Raw genomic sequence first — 25,609 nt, 5'->3', positions numbered from 1 at the left:
CAATTTGTGCGCTGGAAACTTAAGAACCTTGTTTTTTTCTCCTTGTTCAATAATTCTTCCCTTAAATACTATTTATAAAAAAAGAACTCCATTATTGGAATTCTTCTTTTGACTTTGTCATATGGTTTTATTAGCCTGTTCAACCAATCTAATTCCTTCAAAATCTATGTGTATTTTATCCTCACAAACCTTTTTTACATTATTGTCATATTTGATGCTACGAATGCCACCTTTTAAAAAAGCTTCCGCTTCTTCATATTTTATAAAGCCTAACCTTTTTAATTTTCTTAAATAAAAAGCAAACTCTTGTTTCTTGTCATGGGGGTCTTTCTCTTCTAATTTATAATTTTGAATTTCAAATGGCATTCCTGGTAGCATATCAGCATCATAAATATCAATTATTATCTGATTTTCTAGTTTACTCAATTCCATATGATACTCTCCTCTATAATATAATACAATATGTATATTCTCTATGTCTTTGCAAATTCCTTCTAATTATTACATATTTAATTTGTTTATATTTATATTATGAGGCAGTACTCTTTAAATTAAAAAGTGTCTACTCTAACTCCGCCCAATTAGCAGGATATGTTACATACATAAACTTTGCATAATTTGGAACACTGAATTGGATTTTAGAGTTTTTAGGAATTAAAATTATTTCTCCCTTATTGGCTACAACTTTTCTTCCATCAATGTTTACTTCTAAAGTTCCATCTATAACATAATCTATTTCATCATATTTTAATGTCCAATCAAAGCAAGTCTCTTTCATTTCCATAAGTCCACATCCAAGTCTTGGACTTTCTTCTAATGTTAAAACATCCTTTAAAAGTACGTCATCTCTCTCTTTGCCAGTATCAAACTTATCCAGTTTTACAGTGTTTAATTTTACTGACATTATACCACTAGGATCTATGTGCTTTTCAAATTCACATTTTTCCTTTGATAAAGTTTCTATTATTATTTTTCTAACCATGTCTTCAATTAATTTTGCATCTATATTTTCCATTTTAACTCCTCCATTTAAGCACCTTCAAATAATTAGAAATCGAAATACTATTATATTTATTTGAGTGTGCTTTATTATTATATAATATTATGCTTTAACAGACCTATCTCTTTTACTATTTGAAGATATATTTTTTGAAAGTATAAAACAAGCTAAAGCAACTGCTGTAACTCCACCAACTAATTTTGCAACTATCATAGGGAATATCATTCCTTTCTCCACTCCAGCAACAAAACCCAAATGATCTCCAAATACGAAAGCTGCACTAACTGCAAATGCAACGTTTATTATCTTACCTCTATCATCCATGTCCTTCATCATTCCAAACATTGGTATACTATTTGCAAGACTTGCCACCATACCTGCTGCTGCAATATCATTCATACCTAGTAATGAACCAAGCTTCATAAGAGGTTTTTTAAATACTTTTGTTATAACAAAAACCATTGGGAAGGCTCCTGCAAGTACTATTGCAATAGATCCTACTATAGCGATACCATCAGATAATGGTGCCATACCAGGAATAACAACTACTCCTGTTAGAGTTTCTATTATTATTGCTGCGAGACCTATTGTTATAACCACAACTACACCTTTTCCAAAAACAGTAAAGCCTTTTATCATTTTTTCAGGAATTCTCCATAATCCTATAGCGAGAAGTGCTGCAACTATTATTATTGGTACAAGGTTTTTAAGTACCATTATTACTCCAAACCCAGCTATAAGTCCTCCTATAAATGCGCCTATAGGAATTGTTATTATTCCTGCAAGTACCCCTGTTGCTAAAAACTTATGGTCTTCTTTTCTAATTATTCCAAGAGCAACTGGTATAGTAAATACAATAGTTGGTCCCATCATAGACCCTATAATTACACCTGAGAAACTTGCCGCCTGAGCTGTTTGTGCAAGTTCTTTTGCAAGAGGATATCCTCCCATATCGCAAGCAAGTAAAGTAGTAGCAAACATTGATGGATCTGCACCGAGTGCAGTGTAAATTGGAACTATTACAGGTTTTAATACACTAGCAAGTACTGGTGCTAAACAAACTACACCCACCATGGCTATAGTTAATGAACCCATTGCCATAAAACCCTCTTCAAATTGTTGCCCTAACCCAAATTTATTTCCTATGCACTTATCAATTGCACCTAAAACCATAAAAACAACCATTATATAAATAATAATTTCATTTATTCCCATATTTTTGTCCCCCTTACCATAAATGTTTTTTTAAAGATAAATATTATTTTTATAATTTTTCCATTTTATTCTAGAAATTCTTCATCAACTTCTAAACTATCTATTATACCTACTATAACAGCATCCACAGGTGCATCTTTTATATGTAGTGATGCCCTTGCAGCGCTACCTTTAGTTACTAATACATTATCCCCAATTCCAGCACCTACTATATCTGCGGCAACAAAAATTGTGCTTTCCTTACCAGTTGCAGATTTAGATGGTTCTATCACCAAGAATTTTAATCCATTTAATTTTTCATCTTTTCTTGTAGCCCAAACACTTCCTATAACTTTACCAATAATCATTAACTGTCCCCCTTCATTGTATTTACAAGCTATTCTGATTAATCATTCATCTACTGAAATATTTTAAAATAATCCTATACTCTATTTATTTTTAATTGGTTTATTCTTATAAAGTCTTGAGCCAGTGGGGTTAATATAGCCTTTTTAATTAAGTTTACTTCCTTTATTCCATTCATATATAATTTTTTAAGGTCTGATTCTGTAATAAGTCTTTTGTTACTTGATTCTACTAAGCAATCTTTTTGCGCTGACTTCTCATTGCAATCTGCGCCTATTTCCATGCTTTTCAATAAATCTTTTTCATTTACTATAATCGCTCCATAGGACATGATTTTGCATTCATATTGACTATATAAATTATATAGTGCTTCATTAGCCTTTGTTGAATATTTTCTATATTGTATTCCCTCTTTTAATACATAAACCCTCTTACCCTTAAAAAGAGCCTCTACTATCAGTTCTTGTAACTTATCATTGCATAAACCAAGTGCCATTGATGATAAGCCTTTGTTACATAAATTTGTAACTATTATGCTTTCATAGTTTTTCAAACTTATATCTTCTCCATCATAAACAATAACCTCATATTTATATTCTAAAAGCTCTTTAACTTCTCTTAATTCTTCTTCACAGGAACTTATTACTAATACCTTTTTCTTATGGATTACCATGCTATTTGCACTGCTGGTAATTCTCTTCATAACTTCTCTCGTGATCATCTCCACTAATTTTTCCATGTCCACTTAAATCACTTCCTTTATATAAGAATAATAATTTTTAAAACAAGAATTCTATTTTACAATTTTTGCAGTAGAGCCCTTAATATATCCACAAGCATTTGCTTCATCATAATCTATGTGCATAGTACTCTTATATTCACTACTTACCCTGATTACAACATCATCAAAAATTAATGGTCTTTCTCCAGATACCTCAGCCTTCACTATTTCTTTATCACCTACCTTAAATAGCTTTGCATCTTCTGGTGATAGATGTATATGACGTTTTGCAACAATTAAACCTTCTTTAATTGTTAAAGAAGCTTTTTCTGTAGTTATGGTTATACCTGAAGTACCTTCTAGTTTTCCAGATTCGCGAATTTGGACTTTTACCCCTAAAATAAGACCATCAGTTTTAGATATTTCTACCTGGGTTTGACTTCTTTCTGGTCCAAGTATAACCACATTTTTAATTGTTCCTTTAGGTCCGGTTATACTAACTCTTTCGCTGCAGCTATATTGCCCTGGTTGTGATAATTCCTTTGCCTTTGTTAATTTATAATCCGTTCCAAATAATAGATCAATACTTTCTCTTGAAAGGTGAACATGTCTTCCTGAAGCCTCTACGATAATTCGCAGCTTTTCACTTACTCTTTTTATTACTTGTTCTACAATATATTCAATGTTCATATCTGTCATGAAAGCATCTCCTCTATTTATATTTTCCTGATAAAAACTTAAACATCATTATATATAAACAGCTACTTAATCTATTTAAATATTTCATAATATCATTTCTTGTTATCTCCCCATCAATATCTTTAAATGCCTTAAATCCATATACTTCAACTTCCCTTGTATTACTTCTTATAGAGTTAAGTGCAACAACTATTTCACCCATTTTATAACTAGGCATAAAATGATCCATATTAAAGTACTTTTTAGGATTATGTGATATTTCGCGAAGGTCATTCTCACTCATTCCCAGTAGCGAGAATTCAGGAAGCTTTTCTTCTAATACTTCTGCCCTTAATATATTCCGTACAAAATTTAGAATTTGCTCTAAATCTTTTACTACCCCTTCATTTTGAAGCTTTGAAGCTAGAACTTGAGTTTCTAAAATATTAGATTGAAGACTATCGAGTCTCCCTCTAAACTCTATCCTCCTATGATCTTTAGGTACTAATTTGTTTCCATATAACTGTGTCATATGCTCTGGTTTTTCCTCTAAATAACCACCCTGAATGCAAATATATTTCGGGAAATTCTTTCCTTCATCTTCTTTTTCACTTTTAGAATCATCTTGTTTACTGGCACATAAGGTATCCACAATTACCAATTTAATATTTTTATCTTGCAGATATTGTTTTGCAGATGGTGTAATAATAACCCCCTTTGCTACTTCGAATTCTTTAATATCCGTACTTTTAAGTTGTTTTCTTAGTTCACTTTCGGTTATCAAACTCATATAACTCACATCCCCTTAATCATCACCTGCGGTGCTGCAATATTAACGACTTGGCGGAGACTTTCCTCCTGAAATGTCGCTAAGAATGTTGTATATAAACATACTACCCGCCATAGCTCTTTGAGCTGTAGGGATAGTATATTTCAAAATATTAGGCTTCTACTTCTGCTTTTACTTTTGGAAGTATTGCATCTACTTCAGCATGTGGTCTTGGAATTACATGAACAGAAATTAATTCTCCTACCCTCTCTGCGGCTGCAGCTCCTGCATCAGTCGCCGCTTTAACAGCTCCAACGTCTCCTCTAACCATTACAGTTACCAGTCCTGCACCAATATGTTCTTTCCCTACTAATGTAACATTTGCAGCTTTAACCATAGCATCTGCCGCCTCTATTGCACCTATTAATCCTCTTGTTTCAATCATTCCTAATGCATTTGTACTTGCCATTTTATATTCCTCCTAAAATTTATTTTTTATTTATATCAATTATTTTTATAATTGGCTTCTTAATTTTTCCATGATTTTTTCTACTATTAGATTTATAGAGTCTTCATTTAAACTTTCACTTTTGATACTGGAACTCGCAGTATTCTTTCTATCTACTATATCCTCTATTTCTCCTGTTCCATAAGCCACTCTTCTTATATTAATCAAATTCATAGGCCCAATATTATCAGAAGTTGCACTTCCGCCAACTGCTCCACATCCTAATGTTAAAGCTGCTACGAGACTTGTAGTAGCTCCGATTCCACCAAGGGACCCTGGGGTATTAACCAATAGTCTTGATACAGGCTTTTTAAGTGCAAACTCTCTAATTATAGCTTCATTATTTGAATGAATTATAAGAGTATGTCCTGCTCCCTCATTGTTTAATATTTCAATACATTTTTCGCAAGCCTTTTCCCAAGTTTCTTCACAGTAGAACCCTAAAATTGGAGCTAATTTTTCTCTTGAATATGGATACTCATGCCCTACATTTGTTTCCTGGGCTATAAGTACTCTAGCTCCAGTTGAAACATTTAAGTTCGCCATTTTAGCTATAGCTTCTACACTTTTTCCTACTATTTGAGGATTCATTGACCCATTACTTCTAAGTATAAATCCTGCTAGTCTATCAGCCTCTTCTTTATTTAAGAAATAAGCTCCCTGCGCTTTTAATTCAGAAATTACTTTATCTTTAGTGCAAGCTTCAACTACAATAGATTGTTCTGAGGCACAGATAGTTCCGTTATCAAAAGTCTTACTGTCTAATATTCTCTTTACTGCTAGTGCAATATCTGCAGATTTTTCTATGAAAGCTGGTCCATTTCCTGGGCCTACACCTATAGCTGGGTTACCTGAACTATAAGCTGCTTTAACCATAGGCGTGCCACCGGTTGCGAGTATTAATGAAATATCATTATGCTTCATTAATTGATCTGTACCTTGCATTGTAGGTATTGACATACATGCAATAGCACCTTCTGGTGCTCCTGCGGCCACAGCTGCCTGCGATATTATTCTCACAGTTTCCAATATACATTTTGTAGCCATTGGGTGTGGTGAGAAAACTATTGAATTTCCTGCTTTTATAGCTATCATTGCTTTATATATAGCTGTAGATGTAGGATTAGTTGACGGAATAAGTCCTGCAATAACTCCTACCGGGACTGCTACCTCAATTAATTTCTTATCTTTATCTTCATTTATTATTCCTACAGTTTTTAAATCTTTTATATATTCATAAACTGATTTGCTAGCAAAGGTGTTTTTCACAATCTTATCTTGCCATTTTCCAAATCCAGTTTCTTCTTCTGCCATTTTAGCTAATTTCTCAGCATTATTGTAAGCTGAATCACAAATAGCTTTAACTATTTCGTCTATTTCATTTTGACTCATTTGAGCTAATTTCTTTTGTGCTAGCTTTGCGTTAGCTATAAGATTTCTAACTTCTTGAATTGACATTAAATCCTTATCCACTACTTCGTCCTCCTTTGATAGAACAATATAATCTCTTCTACAAGCCTATCTTTTTTAGCAAATTTTATCTGTTTCTTAGTCATATTATCTAAGCTAAGACTTCTTGCTAATGTTCTGAGATCATTTACTTTTTTATTCTCTAACTCTTCTCTTAGGCTTGTACTGTTTTCTAGTGAATTATCTTTAAACTCTATCTCTTTAATCCTTTGTATTTTTTCTTCTTGATTTATATTCTCGATCTTTTTAAATTCATCCTCAATACTTTCACTTTCAATAAATAGTAAATCTTCATTATTTTTTTTGTGTTCATAAATTTTATCATCAGTATTTACATTTTTTTCAATCATATCCCAAACTGATGTATCTGGCCTTGCAATTACATGAACTCCTACTAAAAGATCTAACTTTATCATACCAATTTCAACAGCCTCTACAGCTGCTTTTACTGAAGAAACATCACCTTCTAGCTTTACAGTAACCAAACCACCTTTAACTATTTCACAACCTATGAGATTTACATTAGCTGCCTTAAGTGCTATATCTGCAGCTTCTATGGCACCAAGGTAGCCTTTTACCTCAACTAAACCTAAGGCTCTCCTATTCATATAACTTTCCTACTTTAAAAGCTTGTAGGATTTTCAGCTACAAATTGAACTGCTGCTGCAAATGCATCACAAGCAGCTTTACAAGCTGATTGGCTTCCTGTAAGCAATGCTCCACCAAAGTTAGTTTCTGATGGTGGTCCGTAGAAAGTCACGAGCTTAACATCTGCTGCTTTCAGCGCTGCATCTAATGCATACATAGCTTCAAGTGGAGGTGCTATTAAGTAAGCTAAAGGCTCTCCTTCTTTAATATTTGCTGATTTGGATAAAAAACTTCCTGTTCTCGATACACAGTGAGCAAAATATGGCACTGAATTATCATCATTAGCACTTACGAAATTCGCTCCATTTCCAATGAAATCTATAGCACAATTAAGTCCACTGCTAACCTCTGCTGGACTTGGACCAGCCATTATTCCTATAACTTCACCTGCAAGTTTTGTACTTGCATTTGCAGAACCTGCATACATTGATTTAGCATACACTATTTCTACCTCTGCAGATTTAGTAGCTTCATCTAAAGCAGTATACGTAACATCATCTATATCTGCTGTTATAATTCCTAAACTCTTATGATGTGGAGATAAATTAAACGCCTCTACCAAATCTTGGCTAACATTTGATATTATTTTTACACCTAATACCGTTGCACGAATAGCTTCATTTTTCATATATTTGCCCTCCTACTTATAATTTCTTTACTATAATTTTAAATCTACTCCACTTGCTTTCTTTTCAAGCATTAATTTTATTATATCGGCTAGGTGAGCACCTGCTTCTACTGGAGGTGTACCGCCTTTATGGATATTAGATACAACGGTTCTTCTAGATTCTGGCATATTTACAGTAGCTTTGTATGCTATATAGGCACTCATACTTTCTGCTGTAACTAGACCTGGTCTTTCTCCTATAAGTACACAAGTAACTTCAGCTTCTGTAGTTTCAGATACTACATCCATGGCCCCTACTCTTCCATTTTTAAGAAAGAATGGGGTTCCTACAGAAATTCTGTAACCCTCAAGACCTTGCACAATAGCTGGAAGTACGTCACGAACATTAGCTTCTATAGCTGCTGAGCTTAATCCATCTGATACATATATTTGTACCTGTGGTCTCATTTTGCAGTTATCTTTTATAGCTTTTATACCCTCGGAAGTTATTTTTTTCCCTAAATCTGGTCTTGTTATATATTCATTCTTATCTTTGCACTCTGTTTTAATCGAAAATAAATTCATTTCCTTTAAGAATTCCTCTGAAACATATGAAAAAACTGAATCTTGAGCTGCCGCATGGTCTGCTCTAACTCTTAAAGCTGTTTCTGTTTTATACCTAGGACCCGCTCTCCAAATACCTAATCTTGCTGGAGTAGATTGCTTCATTTTTAAATATCCTTTAGCATCTGCTGGATTTGGAACTAAAAGTTGTTTTTTTATGTCAACAGTTGTAATATCCTCAATAAATCCATCTTCAACCTCAGCATTAATAACATTTTCAGCCTTCTCTGCCACTGGCTTAGATTTAGATGTCATCTCTAATAACACCTGCTCAACCAATTTTTTTAACTCGTTTTCTGATACCATTATTTATTCCTCCTCTCATTATTTAAGAAATACAGATGCGTCTCCTGCTTTTTCAGTTAATTTTCCATCTTTTGTGAATCCCATTTTTTCCATCCAATCATCAAACTCTTTTATTGGTTTTAAGTTTAATAGCTCTCTTAGTGTTGCTGTTTCATGATATCCAGTAGATTGATAGTTAAGCATTATATCATCCCCATGAGGTAATCCCATAAAGTAGTTACATCCTGCTGTTGTAAGAAGTACAGATAAATTTTCTATATCATTTTGATCTGCTTTCATATGATTTGTATAACAAGCATCAACACCCATTGGTATTCCAGTTAATTTACCCATGAAGTGATCCTCAAGACCTGCTCTTATAACTTCTTTACTATCATATAAATACTCAGGTCCGATAAATCCAACAACAGTATTTACTAAAAATGGGCTATATCTTTTAGCAAATCCATAACATCTTGCTTCCATAGTTAATTGGTCAACACCATAATGACTATCTGAAGATAATTCAGATCCTTGTCCTGTCTCAAAATACATTACATTAGGACCAGAACCTGTTCCTTCTTTAAGTGCTAATTGTCTTGCCTCTTCCAACATATCTGCTGTTATTCCAAAAGCTTCATTTCCTTTTTGAGAACCTGCTATACTTTGGAAAATTAAATCTGCAGGAGCTCCACGTCTTATAGCTTCCATTTGTGTTGTTACATGAGCTAGTACACAGTTTTGAGTTGGAATTTCCCATTCATTCTTAAAGTCCTCAAAGGTTTTAAGAATTCTCATTACACTTTCAACGGAATCATCTACTGGATTTAATCCTATAACCGCATCCCCAACACCATAAGTTAATCCTTCCATAAGAGATGCTAAAATCCCCTGTGGATTATCTGTGGTATGGTTAGGCTGAAGTCTTGCAGACAAGGTTCCCTCAAGTCCTATTGTTGTATTACAATGTGCAGTAATTCTTATCTTTTTTGCTGCATAGATCAAATCTAAATTTGACATTAACTTAGTTACGGCAGCTACCATCTCACTAGTAATACCGCGGCTAGCCCTCTTAATATTTTCTCCTGTGGTATTTTCATCTAGAATCCACTCTCTAAAATCAGATACTGTTGAGTTTTTAATTTCAGCGTATATCTTTTCATTAACATCATCTTGAATTATTCTAGTTACCTCATCTATTTCGTAAGGTACTGCTGGGCAATTTCTTAAATCTTCTAAAGTTAAATGACTTAAAACTACCTTAGCCGCTACTCGCTCCTCTGAAGATTCTGCTGCAATCCCAGCAAGCTTATCTCCTGATTTTTCTTCATTTGCCTTTGCCATAACTTCCATTATTGATTTAAAATCATACACTTTTCCAAATAACTTTGTTTTTAATTTCAAGATAATTCACCCCTCTTATTTTTTATGAACTAAATATCAGCGTTTTGATTATTACTGGCAAAACTCTACCATTTGCTAGAGGTTTACCTATGTCAATGTAGTCACCATTTTCAACCTTTATAGTGTCAATACAGATAACTTGTTTTTTAAAGTCAAGCTGCCTATATAAAGTTTGTCCCAAAACCTTGGCTATATCATTTTCTATTACTAAAATAGTTGGAAAATCCGATTTTAAAATATCTTCCATACCTGCCCTTAAAGTTTCACCTAATTTTTGTATTTCTACAAAACTAGGATTTAATTTCCCTTTTATAGCTATAGCAACAGGTTGAAGCTCATTTTCAAGTGTAAACCACTTAAGTTTTTCCTTTATAACTTTTACCATGTTTTCATAACCGGAATTTTCTTCTTCCTCTGAAAGCTTTAATATTGGAAGGTTTTTAATAGGAAACTTATCCTCTGTATATGTTATTGTACTTCCGCTAATATTTGTGGTGTGTGAACCAGCTCCTACCACTGTAGCCCTTATGGTTTCTATAGATCTTTTAACCACAAGTTTAGTACATAAGTTTGACTTACTAATAGCCACTCCAAGTAATACACCTATATCTCCATACTTAAACATATCCTCAGTGTCCATTTTGTAAACATAATCAGCAACTCCTCCAGAGAAAGTAATATACTCTACTTCTATATCCTTCTTAATTCCCTTATTGGTAAGTATTCTTTCATAGAAATTGCTCTTAGGTCTTATATTCACACTTTCCTCTAAAAGTTTAACCATTTCATCCACTATGATATTCAAAGCTTCAACTGAAGGCTTTTCACCTTCTTCTATATGGATATGCTTTAACTCTGCCAGTTCCTTTATCTTATCAGCAATATATATAATGATACCTGACTCCTTATCAATTTTAATAAGTCTTCCACCTATGTCTAAACATCCTGTATCTAAAAGCTTTCCTTCTTTAAAAACTGCTATATTAGTAGTTCCTCCACCAACATCCAAGTTAACTACAGTAGAGTCGTAAGCCTCTGAAATTTTATCTGCTCCTGCACCCTTTGCAGAGATTATTGATTCTAAATCAGGTCCCGCAGTAGCAACAACAAAATCTCCTGCTAGTCCACTTAACTTTTGTAGCACATCATTTGCATTTTGCTTTCTAGCAGTTTCCCCGGTTATTATAACAGCCCCAGTTATAACATCTGATGTAGCTATTCCCGCACTGTGATATTCTCTTTCTACTATTTCCCGAACTTTTTCCCCATCTATCTCCTTTTGAGATTTAAGTGGGGTGAAGTATATTTCACTTCTATATATAACTTCTTTATCCACAATGGATATTCTAGGTATGGCAAAACTTGAGGCTAAATTTTCTATAGTTAACTTGCTAAATACAAGTTGTGTTGTGGAAGTACCAATATCTATACCAACACTTAGAATTTCTTCTCTCATATTAATTCCTCTTTTCAAATGTTTATATAGATTTTTAGAAACACAATTTAGGTAACAAAAAAGGCTTAAAGTTATTTATCAAAAATAACTTTAAGCCTCATTGCTTACCCCAAAAACACATCATTGTGTTTCGGTTATCCATATTAATTTATAAAAAATCTAATCTTTTATGTAACCCTTAATTCTTAAAATCAAATAAAACTTTAGTTCCTTCTGAATCCGAAGCTATATTAATATTCCCATTTAGCTTATCCACAACTATACTATTTACTACGCTAAGTCCTAGGCTATTTTTTCTAACATTATTTATATCAAAACCTGTGCCATTGTCAACTACAGTAATAGTAGAATATATTCTACTTTTTTCAATTATAAGATCTATATTCCCAGAATCTTTATCTATAAAAGCATATTGCAATGAATTCTGAAGTAATTCATTTACTACAAGGGCTATTGAGGTTGCTTTATCAGAACTTACTTTAAAATTATCTCCAATTAAATTCACTTCAATATTTTTATTAGCTGCATTAAAATACCTAATAGCGTTATTTTTGATATTAATAATAACTTCTTGTATATTTACTTCATCCAAACCCTCTTGAGATAATAATTCATGGGTAGCTGCTATACTTAAAATTCTATTCATACTTTCATTTAATGAATCTTTAGTCTGCTGGTTATCACTTCTTCTTGCTTGAAGTCTAAGTAGACTTGCTATAGTCTGTAGATTGTTTTTCACTCTATGGTGAATTTCTTTAATAGCTACAGATTTTAAAATTAATTCCTTGTCTTTTTCCTTCATCATTGTTATGTCCCTAATCATAGTAACCAGTTTTAAATTTTTATCAGTTAATATTATTCTCTTAACTTTAAAAAACAATTTTCCTAAATGCACTTCACATTCATTAGAACTCGGTGAACTCATTACCTGCTCAAAATTAGTATCATCTAAAGCTAAATTGTCATAATCCATGCCTATTAGTGTTTCTTTATAGCCAAGCTTTTTGTATAATAACTCCGCAATAGGATTTTTAAACCTAACTACACCTTCTTCATCAAAGATAATAATAGCTTCATCTAAGTGATCTGCTATGTTATTTTCATTTTCTGTAGAAGATACTAAGGTATTTGCTAGCTGCTCATATCCTTCTGCTAACATTTCCATATGCTTATTTTTATTTATTTTTTCTGTTATATCCTTTTCTACTATTAGAACCCCTATAATTTTGCTATTATTCTCTATAGGTGACACCGTTTGCCTCACATTTATATGTTCTTGAGTCAGAGCCTTCAAGTCTTTTGTTGCTATGCCAAGATCTAAGGTTCTAAGCACAGCAGGCTCGTTATCTCTTAATGCTAGTTCACCTACTACAGTGTTTTGATACAATGAAGGTCTGTTAATAGGTTTTGCTTCAGCTACAACTATTGCTTCATCAGCTTCTCTAGTTGGACAATCTATAAAAACATCTGCATTTAGAATATCCGCAAAAGATTTAATACAAGATGACATTTGTTCTATTTTTAAAATATCATCCTCATCTAAATTAGTGTACATTTTGCATAGTTCATATATATTTCCACTATTCATAACTCATTATTATAGCCTGGGCTATATCTCCCATTGAACATCTCTTCTTCATACTAAGTGTTCTAATATTGTCATAAGCATCTTGCTCAATGATTTTATCTCTTTGCATCAACAAGCCTTTAGCTTTTTCAACAATTTTTCTTTCCTCTAACTTACTCGAAACTTTTTCAATTTCTATTTTTATTTTTTTTATTTCTGCACTCTTAGATATAGCTACCTCTAAAGTTGGAATAAGTGATTTTTCATCTATAGGCTTAACTATATATCCTATAGCACCTACCTTAGTAGCTTTTTCTACGAACTCTTTGCCACTATAAGCAGTGATTAATACTACTCCACTACCTAAATTTTCATTTTGAATTATTTTAGCTGCATTTAGTCCATCAAGAAGAGGCATCTTTATATCCATAAGCACTAAGTCAGGTGAATGTTTTCTACACAATTCTACTGCATCAAATCCATCCGAAGCTTCTCCTACAACATCGTATCCTTCAGCTTCTAATATTTCTTTTAAATCCATTCTTGTAATAGGCTCATCATCGGCTATTACTATTCTTTTATTCATATTTCACCTCATAAAATAAAAATAGATTTTTGAAAAGTTTAATCAATAAGATAATCCTTTAAGTTTTCTAAACCAATTTTATTAAAAGCACTTACTTTAAAAATTCTTTCTACACCTGCGCTTATTAGAACCTCTTCTGCTGCTTTTATCTTGTTTTCATCACAGCACAAATCAGTTTTTGTAATAATTCCAATAACTGGCTTCGCAAATATACTAGCAAAGCTTGGAGGGAAAATATTAGCCTCCTCGCTGCAATCCTGAATCAAAGCGATTACATCGCTTTCTACAGAAGTAACTATAAGTGCCCTATAATAAGCCCTGTTTTCAATGTACTCACCGGGAGTATCTATAATGCCATCAATAACTTCAACTGTCTGGGTTTTTTTATACTGTAATTCTTCTTGGTTTAAAGCTTGAGTCAAAGTAGTTTTTCCACAACTTGTTTTTCCAATTAACATTAACGTTTTCATATTGCACCTCTAAGATCTAGTTATTTTACATTCGGAAAAATCAAGCACATTAGTAAGAACCTTTATAACTTCAGTAAGTGCTGACTCTACGCTACCTACATCACCAACTATAACCACTGAGCCACTAAATCTGTCTACAAAACCAATAGATACATCTGCTGACTTTGTCGCCACATCTGCTGCTATAATAGAAGCCTCACTAGGTGTTATAGTAAGTATTCCTAAGGCATCCTTATGATCTGATGTAAGTCCTAGTTTTTTATATAGATCTTTGTTGGGATTCGCAATTAAATGGGCTAATGTAACTTGCTTTCCAGGAACATATTCCTGTATTACTCTTTGTTTTTCTTCCATAGTATCACCACAAATCCTTTAAATTTTATAAAAATATAGGCTTCTTAAAAATATAATTATATTTTTAAGAAGCCACATTGCTTTCTTTAAGACTTGCACGCCATTGTGCACCCATATTTAGATTCTATACCCCTTGGTTTAATTTGTCAATGTTAAAATTCAATCAATAGAAAATATTTTTAATATTGTGAATTTTTCAGTGTGATTTATTTTAATGTGCCTTATTAATTTTCATAAAAAACCCTTTCAAATAAATCTTTTATTTCCCCTTGATGAGGTATTCTTGGGTTTGTTTCAGTACATCTATCCGCTATAGCTATATTAGACATTTCTAAAATTTCCTTTTGAAAATCTTCTTCCCTTATTCCTGCTTCTTTTAGTGTTTTAGGCATATTTAGTTCCTTTAAAAGCTTATTTATAGCTCCTATTAGGTTTTTTACCCCTTGTCTAACATTTGAAGATGGCAAACCTAATATTTTAGCTATTTCACAATATCTTTTAGCTGCCTCTGTATAATCACTTGAATTAAAACCTTTTATATGTCCATTGTATTCTATTACATGGGGCAGTACTATAGCATTAGCTCTTCCATGAGACACATGAAATTTCCCACCAATAATATGTGCCATTCCATGATTTAGCCCAAGTAATGCATTATTAAAGGCTATCCCTGCTATGCATGAAGCATTATGCATTTTCTTTCTTGCTTCAATATCATTACCATTCTTATAAACCCTCATTAAATTTTGAAAAACCAGTTTTATAGCTTTTTCGGCTAAGGCATCCGTATAGTCTGTTGCCTTTGTAGAAACATAGGCTTCTATAGCATGGGTTAGTACATCCATACCGGTATCTGCTGTTATAAAATTTGGTACAGGTATAACAAGCTGTGCATCTAATATAGCCTCATCAGGAATTAATTCATCTGATACTAGTGGATATTTTATATTTTTACTTGCATCTGTAATCACAGAAAAACTTGTGACCTCTGAACCTGTACCACTAGTTGTAGGTATAGCTATAAATTTAATTTTATTAGTATTCTTAACTCCACATCCTATACGCTCTTGCACTTTAGAACTAAAAGAACATATTGCCTTTGCTGCATCTATAGCAGAACCACCACCTAGAGCTATAACTACCTCTGGATTAAATCTCATCATAACCTCTATACCTTTTACTACAACTTCAATGGGCGGATCTGGTAAAATATCTGAAAATATTAGATACTTAGCATCTCCCTTTAAAACTTCATCAGTAATTTTATTTATAGCACCTGACTTTACCATAAACGGATCCGTAACTATAAATACCTTATGACAATTAAGCTTACTTAATCTTTCTAATGAATCGTCCCCAAAATATATCTGTGTTTTAATGTTAAAACTTTTCATTAATATTCTCCTTTCACAATACAATAAAAAAAGCCCCATAGGAATTATTTCCCATGGAGCACCTTTGCTCATTTAATACACTTCATTGTGCATAATAAAAATATGAAATTATACTATAGTTGAATTTTATATTTTATATTTTGATATGTCAAGAATTAATAATTTAAAGTGATTCAATTTTAAATTCGAAAATCCTATGTGCATATTACTGTTACTTTTCAGTTTTTAAATTTCTCATATACATTCTAAAAACAAACTCTTCTAAAAAATTAAACACACTTGTGGTTATCAAATATATACCCACTGCAATTGGCGCTGCCTTAGCAACAAATAAACCAACTACTGCCATTACTATAATATTACTCTTACTAATTGTAGCCTGACCTTCAATTTTTAATAAAGTTACATATGAAAGCAAGCTTGGAGTTAATGATACAATCACATATATTAGTGGAACAACAAAATAACTGTCAGATATCTTAATACTAGACACCCAAGGTATAAGATACGTTCCCACGTCCACAGGAATTTTATTAAATACACTCCACATAGTCATTAATATAGGCAATTGGAGCAAAGTTAACAAGCAACCCATCATGCTTTTTGCACTTTCAGTAGATTGTTTTTTAACTGCTTCTTCAAGTTTTTCTTTATTATCTTTATATTTTTCCTTAATTTCTTTCATTTTTATAGCGAACCTTTGTTGCTGTTGCATGGATTTTTTTTGTTTAAAAGACATTGGTGAAAGTACTAATCTCACCACTACTGTAAGTAAAACTATTGCTAGTCCCCAATCCCCAGTAAAATTAAAAATTGAATTTAATAAACCGCTTAAAAAATTAAAAATGATGTTCATTTTTATCCTCCTTAGAATAATTTTGGCTAAAACATCATTTCCATTTTAAAACGCTCTAAATATATCCATATACCATACTTTTCATAAATTATGTAATCTTCAGGAAGTATATTTTTTATAAATCCAAGCCACTGAATTAAAATATTTTTTGTAATTTTTTCTTCAACTTTATGCTTAAGATTTTTATAGGCGTATACTGTATAAGAGAATATGCCAGTAAAACATATTACTAAAAACATTAACTGAATTAAATTTATTAAGTCATAATTCAACTTACACTCCCCCTATCTATTATTTTAAATGATTATATCATATATTGGAAAATTATTATACATACTCTTATAATTTTAAATTATCTCATTTATAAACAAATTATATTATTATTTTAAATATAAATATCAATTATGATTTGATAATTTGAAACTTACAATAAATATTTAAGGTTTTACCTATAATATCTGCTGTTATATTCCCGTTCATCTTCTGAACTAATCCTTTTACAATGGCAAGTCCAAACCAGTTCCTTTATCACTCCTTGTTTTATCCGCCATATAAAATCTATCAAAAATATGTTTCGCATCATCTAAAGTCAAATCTTCAGCAATGTTACTAATTCTCAGTAGTACCATATTATTCTGTACTTTCAAACAAATATCCACAGTATCTTTTGCATATTTAAGGGTATTACTTAATAAATTTTCTATTACACGCTCCAAGGATTTTTCTTCAGCTACTATATATATGTTTTCTTTAGGTATTTTTATGTTTACCCTAATAAATTTGCCTTTGAAAATACCTTTTGGGGATAGCTCAAAAATAATTGGAGTATATTAAATTCTCTTGCTGTGAAATTAACTTCTTTATTGTTTACATAAACCTCTTTGGTTTCTTTATTCAAGTTTATATTTTTGTAAACTAAATTTTGGTTTTCATCATTGTTATTATTAAACTTCATGTACCTTCTAAGATTTGAATAAACTCTAGCTGATACTTCTTCTATATCAAAAGGCTTAGTAATATAGTCATCTGCTCCTAGATTAAGCAGCTCCACCTTATCTTTTTTATCAACTTTAGCTGAGATTACAATTACAGGCATTTCTTTAGTTTTCCTTATATTTTTAGCAAGTTTATTAGTTATTCCTGTGAATCCATTTTACTGGAATATTTTATATTTTTAATACCATTATAAATTCTCCACTAATATCTAATTCTCCATTAAACCTAAAATTAAATTCTTCATATAATTTTTGTGCATTAACATTATCCTTTAAAATGCTTAAATAAATTTCATCACATTTATACTCTGCTATAATGTGATTTATTAATAGCTTTAGTGCAATCTTACCGTAACCTTTCCCTTGATGATTTTTATCAATCATAAGTCTATCAAGCCACACACGTTTTTCACAATGAAAATACCCATACATTGCAAATCCAATAATATCATTATCATTATATATAGCAACTGGCCTCCAATGATCTCCTGTTTTTGATTCTTCCAAAGAAACTTCATTACTTTCAATAAAGTTTTTCTGACTTTCTTCTACTGATAGTAATATTACCTTTTTATAATTTTCACTTGTTACTTTTTTAAAATATATATTCATACATTATTCCCTCCAGGATTTCAGACAAATTTTCGTAAGCTACTCAGCACTTAAGAAATGAAATCTTCTCTATCTATTTATTCTTGTATATTAAATTCATTCTTATCAGCCTTATATTCTTTAGTAAATATGAAAGGTAAATAAACTATAGCAAACAATAAAATTGAAATAGCCACATCTTTTAACGTCAATATTGCTCCATAACCCGCTTCAGCTGACAAGGAAGAATTGTTAATTATATGAATAATTATAACGGACCACAGGTTGCCTGTTTTCATATAAACATATCCTAAAAACACTCCAATTATAGTACAATAAAAAACATGAGAAATAACGCAGAGTATAGGTGTAGCTGGACTGTATAACATAAAACATAATGGAAAATGCCAAAATCCCCAAATAACTCCTAAAATTATTACTCCTAGCTTTTTACCAAACATAACCTGAAGTCTTGGTTGTAAATATCCTCTCCATGCAAATTCTTCACCAAAAAACATAATCCAAATTAATACAATGTTAATTGGAATTGTAATGATTGATAAGATAGTTTTTGAAATATCATTACCAGATATTGAAAATACCTGTCCCGGTAAGATTGCATATACAAGTGAAACAACTAATTTCAGTATAAAAAATATTAATGCTAATATAATTACCATTTTAAAATTCTTGCCAAAAACCATATTTATTTTATCGAAACAATTTTCTTTATTTTTTGTAACTAAACTAAAAGTTACTATGCTAAATATGCTAAGCACTATTGCTTGTACAATCTCTAATTTATGTGGAAAAAGAAAGACTCCTAGTATTTGAATAGCAAAAGAAATTATAAATAACCCTATGTAAATTTTGTAAAATATAAATATGTTATTGTTTATTTCTTCTTTATAGTAAAACATCTTTAAAGCAATAACAACAAAAGCTGGATAAAACATTTGCACCTCTGCAAATGTTGCTAAGTTAACATTTATCATGGTTTTATGAACATAGAGCATAAACCCGCCCATAAGAAAAGTGATTAAAAATGTTATAAATAAAAATAGTGAGACTTCATCTTTTGTTTGTTTTAAATTTTCGCCCATAAAAATTCCTCCAATTTTTCTAAAATATACTATATACTATATTCTACATTAAGCATATAATTCCTTCTCGTGTAAATGTACATCTAAGTATACTCTATTAAGATTCTTAGTAAAAAAGGCAAGTAACTATTATACTATAATTTCCTAACATATAACTGTCTTCACTATAATATTAATCCCCAACAAATGATCAATAAATTTATAAACTAAAATAAGGAGATAACTTAAAGTTACCTCCTTTCCAAAATTTTTAAGAGAATGCTACTTCGTCACTTATAAAGTCCACAGAACTTTTATTGTTAAATAATTCTAATAGTTTAGGTATAGTCAAATTTTTCTTTTCCTCACCGCTAATATCTAGTAGTATTTCTCCAGCATGGAGCATTATTAATCTATTTCCTATATCTATAGCATAATTTAAATTGTGAGTTATCATCACTGTAGTTATATTTTTTTCACTAACAGTATTTTTGGTTAATTTTATTATATTTTCAGAAGTTTTAGGATCCAAGGCTGCTGTATGTTCATCCAGCAGCAATAAGTCTGGATTAGATATGGTTGATATAAGTAGCGACAAAGCTTGTCTTTGACCACCAGATAACAATCCAACCTTTTTACTTAAATTATTTTCAAGACCTAAAGAGAGTCCTGCTAATGCTTGCTTAAATAGAGCTATTTTTTTCTTATTAATGCCAGGAGTTAATCCAAACTTACGTCCTTTATTAGAAGCCATGGATAAGTTTTCTAATATAGACATAGAAGGTGATGTACCTAAAGTTGGATTTTGGAATACCCTACCTATAAATTTTGTTCTTTTATGTTCAGGAAGCGCTGATATATCTCTTCCATTTAAAGAAATAGATCCCGCGTCCGGTAATATTGAACCAGATATTAAATTTAAAAGGGTCGATTTTCCGGCACCGTTGCTACCTATTATAGTAATGAAATCACCCTTATTTATATGAAGGTTAAAATTGTTGAATATTACTTTTTCATTTATTGTGCCTTTATTGAAAACTTTTTTAAGATTATTTATTTGGAGCAATTGGCACACCTCCCAAATTAACTCTTTTTAACATTTTAAAATTCAAGTTAAATTTTCGCCCGTTTAAAGACAAAGCAAATATAACAATTATACAAGTTACAAGTTTTAAATCTGTTGGTGGTAAGCCTAAGTTTAAAGCGAGGGATATACTACCTTTGTATAATATTGAACCTAAAATTGCCGTAGTTGTTGGAACCAGCCATGAAGCTTTTTTGAAAATAGCTTCTCCTAATATAACAGAAGCTAGCCCCATAACTATAATTCCAGTTCCCATACCTACATCAGAAAATTTTTGGTATTGAGCCATCATAGAACCTGAAACTGCTACAAGACCATTTGAAATCATAAGACCAAGTATTTTAATAGTTCCTATATCAACGCCTAGTGAAGTTACCATTTGAGGATTATCCCCTGTAGCTCTTAATATAAAACCAAGTTTTGTTTTTAAAAACAAATCTAAAGCTATCTTAGCTAATATAGCAAATAGTGCAATTATGATTACCGGGGAAATATCATTAGAAAAAATAGTGTTTTGTGAAAATAATGGTATATTAGCTTTCCCCATTATTCTAAGATTTATAGAGTAAAGTCCAATCATAACTAGAATACCCGAAAGTAAATTTGTTATTTTAAGCTTTACATGAAGTATCCCAGTAACTCCTCCAGCCATCATACCTGAAATAAAAGCTAAAAGTAGCGATATATAAGGATTTACACCTTTTATTAGTGCGGCCGCTGTAACTGCAGCACCTAATGCAAATGTTCCATCTACAGATAAATCAGGAAAATCTAATATTCTATAAGTTATGTAAACACCTATAGCCATTATTGCAAATATAAATCCTTGTTCTAATATATTTATAATTAAGCCATCCATTACTTAGCACCACCCTTAACTAGCACTGCTTTTGACTTTAAATCACTAGGTATAGTAATCTTAAGTTTGCTTGCCACGACTTCATTTATGGTAAGTGTTGTTTCCTTTAACGTCTGCACTGGCATATCTTTTGGCTTTTTACCATTTATGATATCAACTGCCATAAGACCTGTTTGAATACCAAGTTTGTAGTAGTCTATACCCTCTGTAGCTAGTGCACCAGCCTCAACATGAGCTTTTTCAGCGCCTATTATAGGAATTCCTTTTTCAATGGCTTTAGAACTAATGAGAGGCATTGAAGATGCTACCAAATTATCTGTTAGTGTATATAAAGCATCAATTTTAGGAAGCAATGAATTTAATGCTTGTGATATCTCATTAGAACTTGAAATCCCCACAGCTATTATTTCTAAATTCATCTTTAACCCTTTTTCTTTTGCCATATTTACTTGGATTTCTGAATTTGCTTCACTAGTATTATACAATATACCTACCTTTTTGCAGTTAGGTATTATTTTTTTCATTAACTGAAATTGTTTATCCATAGGCAATATATCACTAGTGCCTGTAACATTTGTACCTGGTTTATTTAGAGATTTTACAAGACCGGATTTTACAGGATCAGTTACAGCAGTTATAAGTATAGGAATATTTTTAGTACCGCTATATGCTGCCTGCGCGCTAGGTGTTGCTATAGCAAATATTAAATCCTTCTTTTCGGAAATGAAGTTGCTTGCAATAGTTTGAGCTGTTGGTATGTCCCCTTGGGCATTTTGAAAGTCTATCTTGATTTTTTCGCCATCTTTAAACCCCTTAGAGCTAAGGGCATCTATAAATCCTTTGCGAGTTTTGTCTAGTGCTGGGTGTTCTACGAGTTGACTTATTCCGATACTTATCACCTTATCAGAATTACTTTGATTTTTTGTTTTAGCAGATAAACACCCTGTTAAAACAAAGGCACCTAAAAAAGACATGCCTATTACACCTAATAATAATTTTTTTGCTACCATACTACCATCCTCCTAAAATATTTAGTTATAAAAATAAAAGCTACTATTTAATTTATAGCCAGCTTTATTTACGTATTAATTCCTACCATTTAATTCCTACCATGCTACGCTACCATTCTACAAAATACATTATCTACATTATCTACATTATGGTCTTCCTCAAATTTGTTACTACTACCTCTGTGAACTACTCACCACTTTAGAAGTGAGAGCTTCCTTTAATCCTAGTCAACCTACAAGTAGGAAATTATTTTACGACTTATCAGTTTCCAAGGCTATGGGTTTTTAAGTCAAACCCTTTCCGTAGCACCTACGGTAATTTGAAAACCTATAATATAATTATAACAAATTTAATACTAATTATACAAATGCAATTATTGTAAATGGTATCGAACCATTTACAATAATATGCTATTCATCTCACCACCTAAGAGGTGGGCGAATTTCGCATAGGAGGAGTTAAAACTTTATAGATATAATATAACAACTTATTTGAAATGTCAATATATTTGAAAATACAAAACTTTTAAATGTTAAATTATAATTAATAAATATCAGGTATAGAACGATGTGCAAGTCCTATTACAACTTCATTCAAATGGAGTAGTCCTATACTTAAAAATATACACACACTTATATGTTCACCAGATCTAGCTATTCCTATTTTACCGCCTACATTTAAGCCGCTGGCTTTAGATGCAATCTGCGATAAGGCTTCTTTAGTAGCACCCGCTACAGCACCCTCATGAACGTGACAATCCTTTATAAGTCCACCTCTTTTAGATGCTACAATAGCACTTTCAATTACCTTTGTAGTAAATCCCGAAAAATTACCTCCAATATCTATTGCAGTAACTATTACTCCTTTTTCTTTGTAAGCTATTATGAGCTTTTCTTCACTAGCTCTTGAACATAGGGACATTTTCACAGAAACTTTAGCAATATCTGTACTTTTATGATCCATAAGTATCACCTCTACCTTAAGATTTTTTACTTGTATTATAACATATATTATAGTACCATCCAAAATTTAAAAACAAGAAATAATTAATCTAATATAATAATTAATATTTGTTCACAATCATTGATATAATTTAGATTTAGCGTTATAGTATAGTAAATAACTTAATACTATTAAAAAAGGAGAGGATTGCTAATGACAGATAAAGAAATACAACCTAAAACCTTGAGCCCAGAGGAATCAGTAAAAATAGAAAAAGCTAAACTTGAAAAAGCTAAAAAAGTCGCAAATTTTGTACCAGAACCATCAGATTCCGAGTTTGACATATGTGGGCCTTTAGATTGTGACAAACAACTTTAAACAATCTAAAAAAAGCAATCTCTTTACCTTAAATTTATTTCAGGTAAAGAGATTGCTTTTTTTTAAGCTTAAATTTACTGCAACACTTTTGACACATATATCTAGCTCTATTAAATCATCATATGCGATGCTACTACATTAACAATTTTACGCACTAACCTATAACACTGCCTAGGGTTACCCAACCAATCAACAAGGTATTTAAATAGATAGATAAATAAATAATATTACTATATTGACAATCTTCTTGAAATGGTTTATTGTTTTATTAAGCAAACGATTGCACAAGTAAAATTTAATTAAAATAAGGGGGAATAAATAATGAAAAACACAAAAAAACTTATTTCAGTTGCATGTACAATTGCTGTAATGGCAAGTGTGTTGTCTGGTTGTAGTAAGGGTACTAAGCCTGCTACTCCAGAAGCGGCGGCGAAGAATGTAGTAGTAGATATATTCCAATTTAAAGTTGAAGCAAAAGATGCTCTTGAAAAAGCCACAAAAGAATACATGGCATTAAATAAAAATGTTAAAATTAATGTACAAACAGTTGGTGGTGGAGAAGATTACGGTGCAGCATTAAAATCTAAATTTGCATCAGGACAAGAACCAACCATATACAATATAGGTGGACCTCAAGATGCACTTGACTGGAAGGCAAAACTTCAAGATTTTTCAAAAGAGCCTTGGGTAGCACAAGCTTACCCCGGAACCTTAGACGCTGTGAAAATGGATGGCAAACTTTTAGGTATGCCATTTGACCAGGAAGGATATGGACTTATTTACAATAAAGAAATATTCACAAAAGCAGGAATTGATGCTTCAAAAATTAAAACCTATGCAGATTTAGAAGCTGCATCAAAAACATTGGATTCAAAGAAAAAAGACTTAAAACTAGATGCGGTATTTGCTTTGCCTGGCAAGGAAACTTGGGTAACAGGATTGCACTTATCTAACATTGCCTTTGCAAATGAATTTCCAACAGTTATAGATGCATTTAATACAAAAGAAACAACATTTAAACAAAATCAACCATTAAAGAAACTATTAGATCTTCAAATTAAATATGCGTATAAACCAGATGGTTCTAATAAATCAATTAATAGCGTAGATTATTCTACGCAAGTTGAAAAAATGTTCTCTATGGGTAAAGTAGCAATTATTCAACAAGGAAACTGGGCTTTTGGATCAATCGATGGTATCAATTCAGAATTATCTAAAAATATTGGTATATTACCAACGCCTTTAGATGGTGTTAAAGAAGGTTGTATTCCAGTTGGAGTACCTATGTATTGGGCTATTAACAGTTCAAAAGATGATGCAGCAAAAAAAGCTTCTGCGGACTTCTTAAACTGGCTATATACTTCAGACAGAGGTAAAGAAATGATTATTAAAGACTTTAAGTTTATACCAGCTTTAAAAGGTTTTGAAGGCGCAAACTTGCAACCACAAGATGCACTAGGTAAAGAAGTCCTTAAATATGTAACCGAAGGAAAAACAATGCACTGGGTATTCATGGGATATCCTACAGGTTGGGGCATGGAAAAATTCGGAACAGATGTTCAAAAATATACTGCTGGCACTATCACATGGGATAAATTAGTAGAAAATGTTAAGAAGTCATGGGCAGATTCAAGAAAAAAATAGTATAAATCAATAAGACTTAATATTTCATAATCCTGGAAAATCAAAGTCCTTCCAGGATTACTTTAA

General features: G+C 31.7%; 30 protein-coding genes and 1 pseudogene. 2 read left to right on the top strand and 29 right to left on the bottom strand.

Annotated features, from left to right (window positions below; genetic code table 11):
* Positions 1-117: 117 nt before the first annotated feature.
* The 29 genes and pseudogenes from G9F70_RS08290 to G9F70_RS08150 form a co-directional block, all read right to left on the bottom strand.
* A complete protein-coding gene (locus tag G9F70_RS08290; RefSeq protein ID WP_164944951.1) occupies positions 118-432 on the bottom strand; it encodes a hypothetical protein in 315 nt (104 codons plus the stop codon).
* Positions 433-562: 130 nt separating this feature from the next.
* On the bottom strand, positions 563-1,015 hold the full coding sequence (locus G9F70_RS08285) for an ethanolamine utilization protein (protein ID WP_164944952.1): 453 nt from the start codon (positions 1,013-1,015) through the stop codon (positions 563-565).
* 87 nt (positions 1,016-1,102) lie between these two features.
* Positions 1,103-2,215: an ethanolamine utilization protein EutH gene (eutH, locus tag G9F70_RS08280; protein WP_164944953.1), complete on the bottom strand. Its 1,113-nt coding sequence runs from the start codon at positions 2,213-2,215 to the stop codon at positions 1,103-1,105.
* A 65-nt stretch (positions 2,216-2,280) separates the two neighbouring features.
* Complete coding sequence (locus tag G9F70_RS08275; protein ID WP_164944954.1) at positions 2,281-2,562, bottom strand: EutN/CcmL family microcompartment protein; 282 nt, start codon at positions 2,560-2,562, stop codon at positions 2,281-2,283.
* Positions 2,563-2,636: 74 nt separating this feature from the next.
* On the bottom strand, positions 2,637-3,305 hold the full coding sequence (locus G9F70_RS08270) for a hypothetical protein (RefSeq protein ID WP_164944955.1): 669 nt from the start codon (positions 3,303-3,305) through the stop codon (positions 2,637-2,639).
* 48 nt (positions 3,306-3,353) lie between these two features.
* A complete protein-coding gene (gene eutD / locus G9F70_RS08265; RefSeq protein WP_164944956.1) occupies positions 3,354-3,980 on the bottom strand; it encodes an ethanolamine utilization phosphate acetyltransferase EutD in 627 nt (208 codons plus the stop codon).
* A 13-nt stretch (positions 3,981-3,993) separates the two neighbouring features.
* Complete coding sequence (locus G9F70_RS08260) at positions 3,994-4,749, bottom strand: cobalamin adenosyltransferase (RefSeq protein WP_164944957.1); 756 nt, start codon at positions 4,747-4,749, stop codon at positions 3,994-3,996.
* A gap of 151 nt (positions 4,750-4,900) precedes the next feature.
* Positions 4,901-5,197, bottom strand: coding sequence for a BMC domain-containing protein (locus G9F70_RS08255; RefSeq protein WP_124997627.1), 297 nt, complete (start codon positions 5,195-5,197; stop codon positions 4,901-4,903).
* 45 nt (positions 5,198-5,242) lie between these two features.
* Complete coding sequence (locus G9F70_RS08250; protein ID WP_164945005.1) at positions 5,243-6,694, bottom strand: acetaldehyde dehydrogenase (acetylating); 1,452 nt, start codon at positions 6,692-6,694, stop codon at positions 5,243-5,245.
* A gap of 14 nt (positions 6,695-6,708) precedes the next feature.
* Positions 6,709-7,314 (bottom strand): BMC domain-containing protein, encoded by a 606-nt coding sequence (locus tag G9F70_RS08245; protein ID WP_164944958.1) that lies wholly within the window; start codon positions 7,312-7,314, stop codon positions 6,709-6,711.
* A 14-nt stretch (positions 7,315-7,328) separates the two neighbouring features.
* Positions 7,329-7,982 carry an ethanolamine utilization microcompartment protein EutL gene (gene eutL / locus G9F70_RS08240; RefSeq protein WP_124997621.1) on the bottom strand — a complete coding sequence of 218 codons (654 nt, stop codon included), beginning with the start codon at positions 7,980-7,982 and terminating at the stop codon, positions 7,329-7,331.
* Between the two features lie 30 nt (positions 7,983-8,012).
* A complete protein-coding gene (gene eutC, locus G9F70_RS08235; RefSeq protein WP_164944959.1) occupies positions 8,013-8,891 on the bottom strand; it encodes an ethanolamine ammonia-lyase subunit EutC in 879 nt (292 codons plus the stop codon).
* Between the two features lie 18 nt (positions 8,892-8,909).
* Positions 8,910-10,274 carry an ethanolamine ammonia-lyase subunit EutB gene (locus G9F70_RS08230; protein ID WP_164944960.1) on the bottom strand — a complete coding sequence of 455 codons (1,365 nt, stop codon included), beginning with the start codon at positions 10,272-10,274 and terminating at the stop codon, positions 8,910-8,912.
* A gap of 22 nt (positions 10,275-10,296) precedes the next feature.
* Positions 10,297-11,730: an ethanolamine ammonia-lyase reactivating factor EutA gene (gene eutA, locus G9F70_RS08225; RefSeq protein ID WP_164944961.1), complete on the bottom strand. Its 1,434-nt coding sequence runs from the start codon at positions 11,728-11,730 to the stop codon at positions 10,297-10,299.
* Between the two features lie 178 nt (positions 11,731-11,908).
* A complete protein-coding gene (locus G9F70_RS08220; RefSeq protein ID WP_164944962.1) occupies positions 11,909-13,318 on the bottom strand; it encodes a sensor histidine kinase in 1,410 nt (469 codons plus the stop codon).
* Positions 13,311-13,883, bottom strand: coding sequence for an ANTAR domain-containing response regulator (locus G9F70_RS08215; protein WP_124997611.1), 573 nt, complete (start codon positions 13,881-13,883; stop codon positions 13,311-13,313). The genes G9F70_RS08220 and G9F70_RS08215 overlap by 8 nt, the downstream gene beginning before the upstream one ends.
* Before the next feature lie 38 nt (positions 13,884-13,921).
* Positions 13,922-14,353 carry a EutP/PduV family microcompartment system protein gene (locus G9F70_RS08210; RefSeq protein WP_164944963.1) on the bottom strand — a complete coding sequence of 144 codons (432 nt, stop codon included), beginning with the start codon at positions 14,351-14,353 and terminating at the stop codon, positions 13,922-13,924.
* 9 nt (positions 14,354-14,362) lie between these two features.
* Positions 14,363-14,707 (bottom strand): ethanolamine utilization microcompartment protein EutS, encoded by a 345-nt coding sequence (gene eutS, locus G9F70_RS08205; protein WP_124997607.1) that lies wholly within the window; start codon positions 14,705-14,707, stop codon positions 14,363-14,365.
* 224 nt (positions 14,708-14,931) lie between these two features.
* Positions 14,932-16,101, bottom strand: coding sequence for a 1-propanol dehydrogenase PduQ (locus G9F70_RS08200; RefSeq protein WP_164944964.1), 1,170 nt, complete (start codon positions 16,099-16,101; stop codon positions 14,932-14,934).
* 211 nt (positions 16,102-16,312) lie between these two features.
* On the bottom strand, positions 16,313-16,957 hold the full coding sequence (yidC, locus tag G9F70_RS08195; protein WP_164944965.1) for a membrane protein insertase YidC: 645 nt from the start codon (positions 16,955-16,957) through the stop codon (positions 16,313-16,315).
* Positions 16,958-16,983: 26 nt separating this feature from the next.
* On the bottom strand, positions 16,984-17,229 hold the full coding sequence (locus G9F70_RS08190) for a hypothetical protein (RefSeq protein WP_164944966.1): 246 nt from the start codon (positions 17,227-17,229) through the stop codon (positions 16,984-16,986).
* Positions 17,230-17,454: 225 nt separating this feature from the next.
* Entirely contained in the window at positions 17,455-17,673 is a 219-nt protein-coding gene (locus G9F70_RS08185) for an ATP-binding protein (protein WP_224617474.1), read from the bottom strand.
* Between the two features lie 59 nt (positions 17,674-17,732).
* Positions 17,733-18,086: pseudogene (locus G9F70_RS08180) on the bottom strand (response regulator transcription factor); the annotation flags it as partial.
* 37 nt (positions 18,087-18,123) lie between these two features.
* Positions 18,124-18,564 carry a GNAT family N-acetyltransferase gene (locus G9F70_RS08175; RefSeq protein ID WP_164944968.1) on the bottom strand — a complete coding sequence of 147 codons (441 nt, stop codon included), beginning with the start codon at positions 18,562-18,564 and terminating at the stop codon, positions 18,124-18,126.
* A 77-nt stretch (positions 18,565-18,641) separates the two neighbouring features.
* Complete coding sequence (locus G9F70_RS08170) at positions 18,642-19,646, bottom strand: type II CAAX endopeptidase family protein (RefSeq protein ID WP_164944969.1); 1,005 nt, start codon at positions 19,644-19,646, stop codon at positions 18,642-18,644.
* Between the two features lie 250 nt (positions 19,647-19,896).
* Positions 19,897-20,691, bottom strand: a complete 795-nt coding sequence (locus tag G9F70_RS08165; RefSeq protein WP_164944970.1) for an ABC transporter ATP-binding protein — start codon at positions 20,689-20,691, stop codon at positions 19,897-19,899.
* Positions 20,675-21,568 carry an ABC transporter permease gene (locus tag G9F70_RS08160; protein WP_164944971.1) on the bottom strand — a complete coding sequence of 298 codons (894 nt, stop codon included), beginning with the start codon at positions 21,566-21,568 and terminating at the stop codon, positions 20,675-20,677. Before G9F70_RS08160 ends, G9F70_RS08165 begins: the two co-directional genes overlap by 17 nt.
* The gene (locus G9F70_RS08155) at positions 21,568-22,578 is read right to left on the bottom strand and encodes an ABC transporter substrate-binding protein (RefSeq protein WP_164944972.1); all 1,011 of its coding nucleotides are present in this window, start codon (positions 22,576-22,578) and stop codon (positions 21,568-21,570) included. The genes G9F70_RS08160 and G9F70_RS08155 overlap by 1 nt, the downstream gene beginning before the upstream one ends.
* Positions 22,579-23,122: 544 nt before the next feature.
* Positions 23,123-23,542 (bottom strand): HutP family protein, encoded by a 420-nt coding sequence (locus G9F70_RS08150; protein WP_164944973.1) that lies wholly within the window; start codon positions 23,540-23,542, stop codon positions 23,123-23,125.
* A 192-nt stretch (positions 23,543-23,734) separates the two neighbouring features.
* Between G9F70_RS08150 and G9F70_RS08145 the strand changes: the two genes are divergently transcribed.
* Together G9F70_RS08145 and G9F70_RS08140 are read left to right on the top strand one after the other, a co-directional pair.
* The gene (locus G9F70_RS08145; RefSeq protein WP_164944974.1) at positions 23,735-23,899 is read left to right on the top strand and encodes a hypothetical protein; all 165 of its coding nucleotides are present in this window, start codon (positions 23,735-23,737) and stop codon (positions 23,897-23,899) included.
* Positions 23,900-24,220: 321 nt separating this feature from the next.
* Positions 24,221-25,543 carry an ABC transporter substrate-binding protein gene (locus G9F70_RS08140; RefSeq protein ID WP_164944975.1) on the top strand — a complete coding sequence of 441 codons (1,323 nt, stop codon included), beginning with the start codon at positions 24,221-24,223 and terminating at the stop codon, positions 25,541-25,543.
* Positions 25,544-25,609 lie beyond the last annotated feature (66 nt).

This window comes from Clostridium sp. FP1 (genome assembly GCF_011065975.2).
GTDB lineage: Bacteria > Bacillota > Clostridia > Clostridiales > Clostridiaceae > Clostridium_AD > Clostridium_AD tagluense.
Note: the sequence above shows the minus strand (reverse complement) of the source record. Positions and strands in the feature narration are given on the sequence as shown.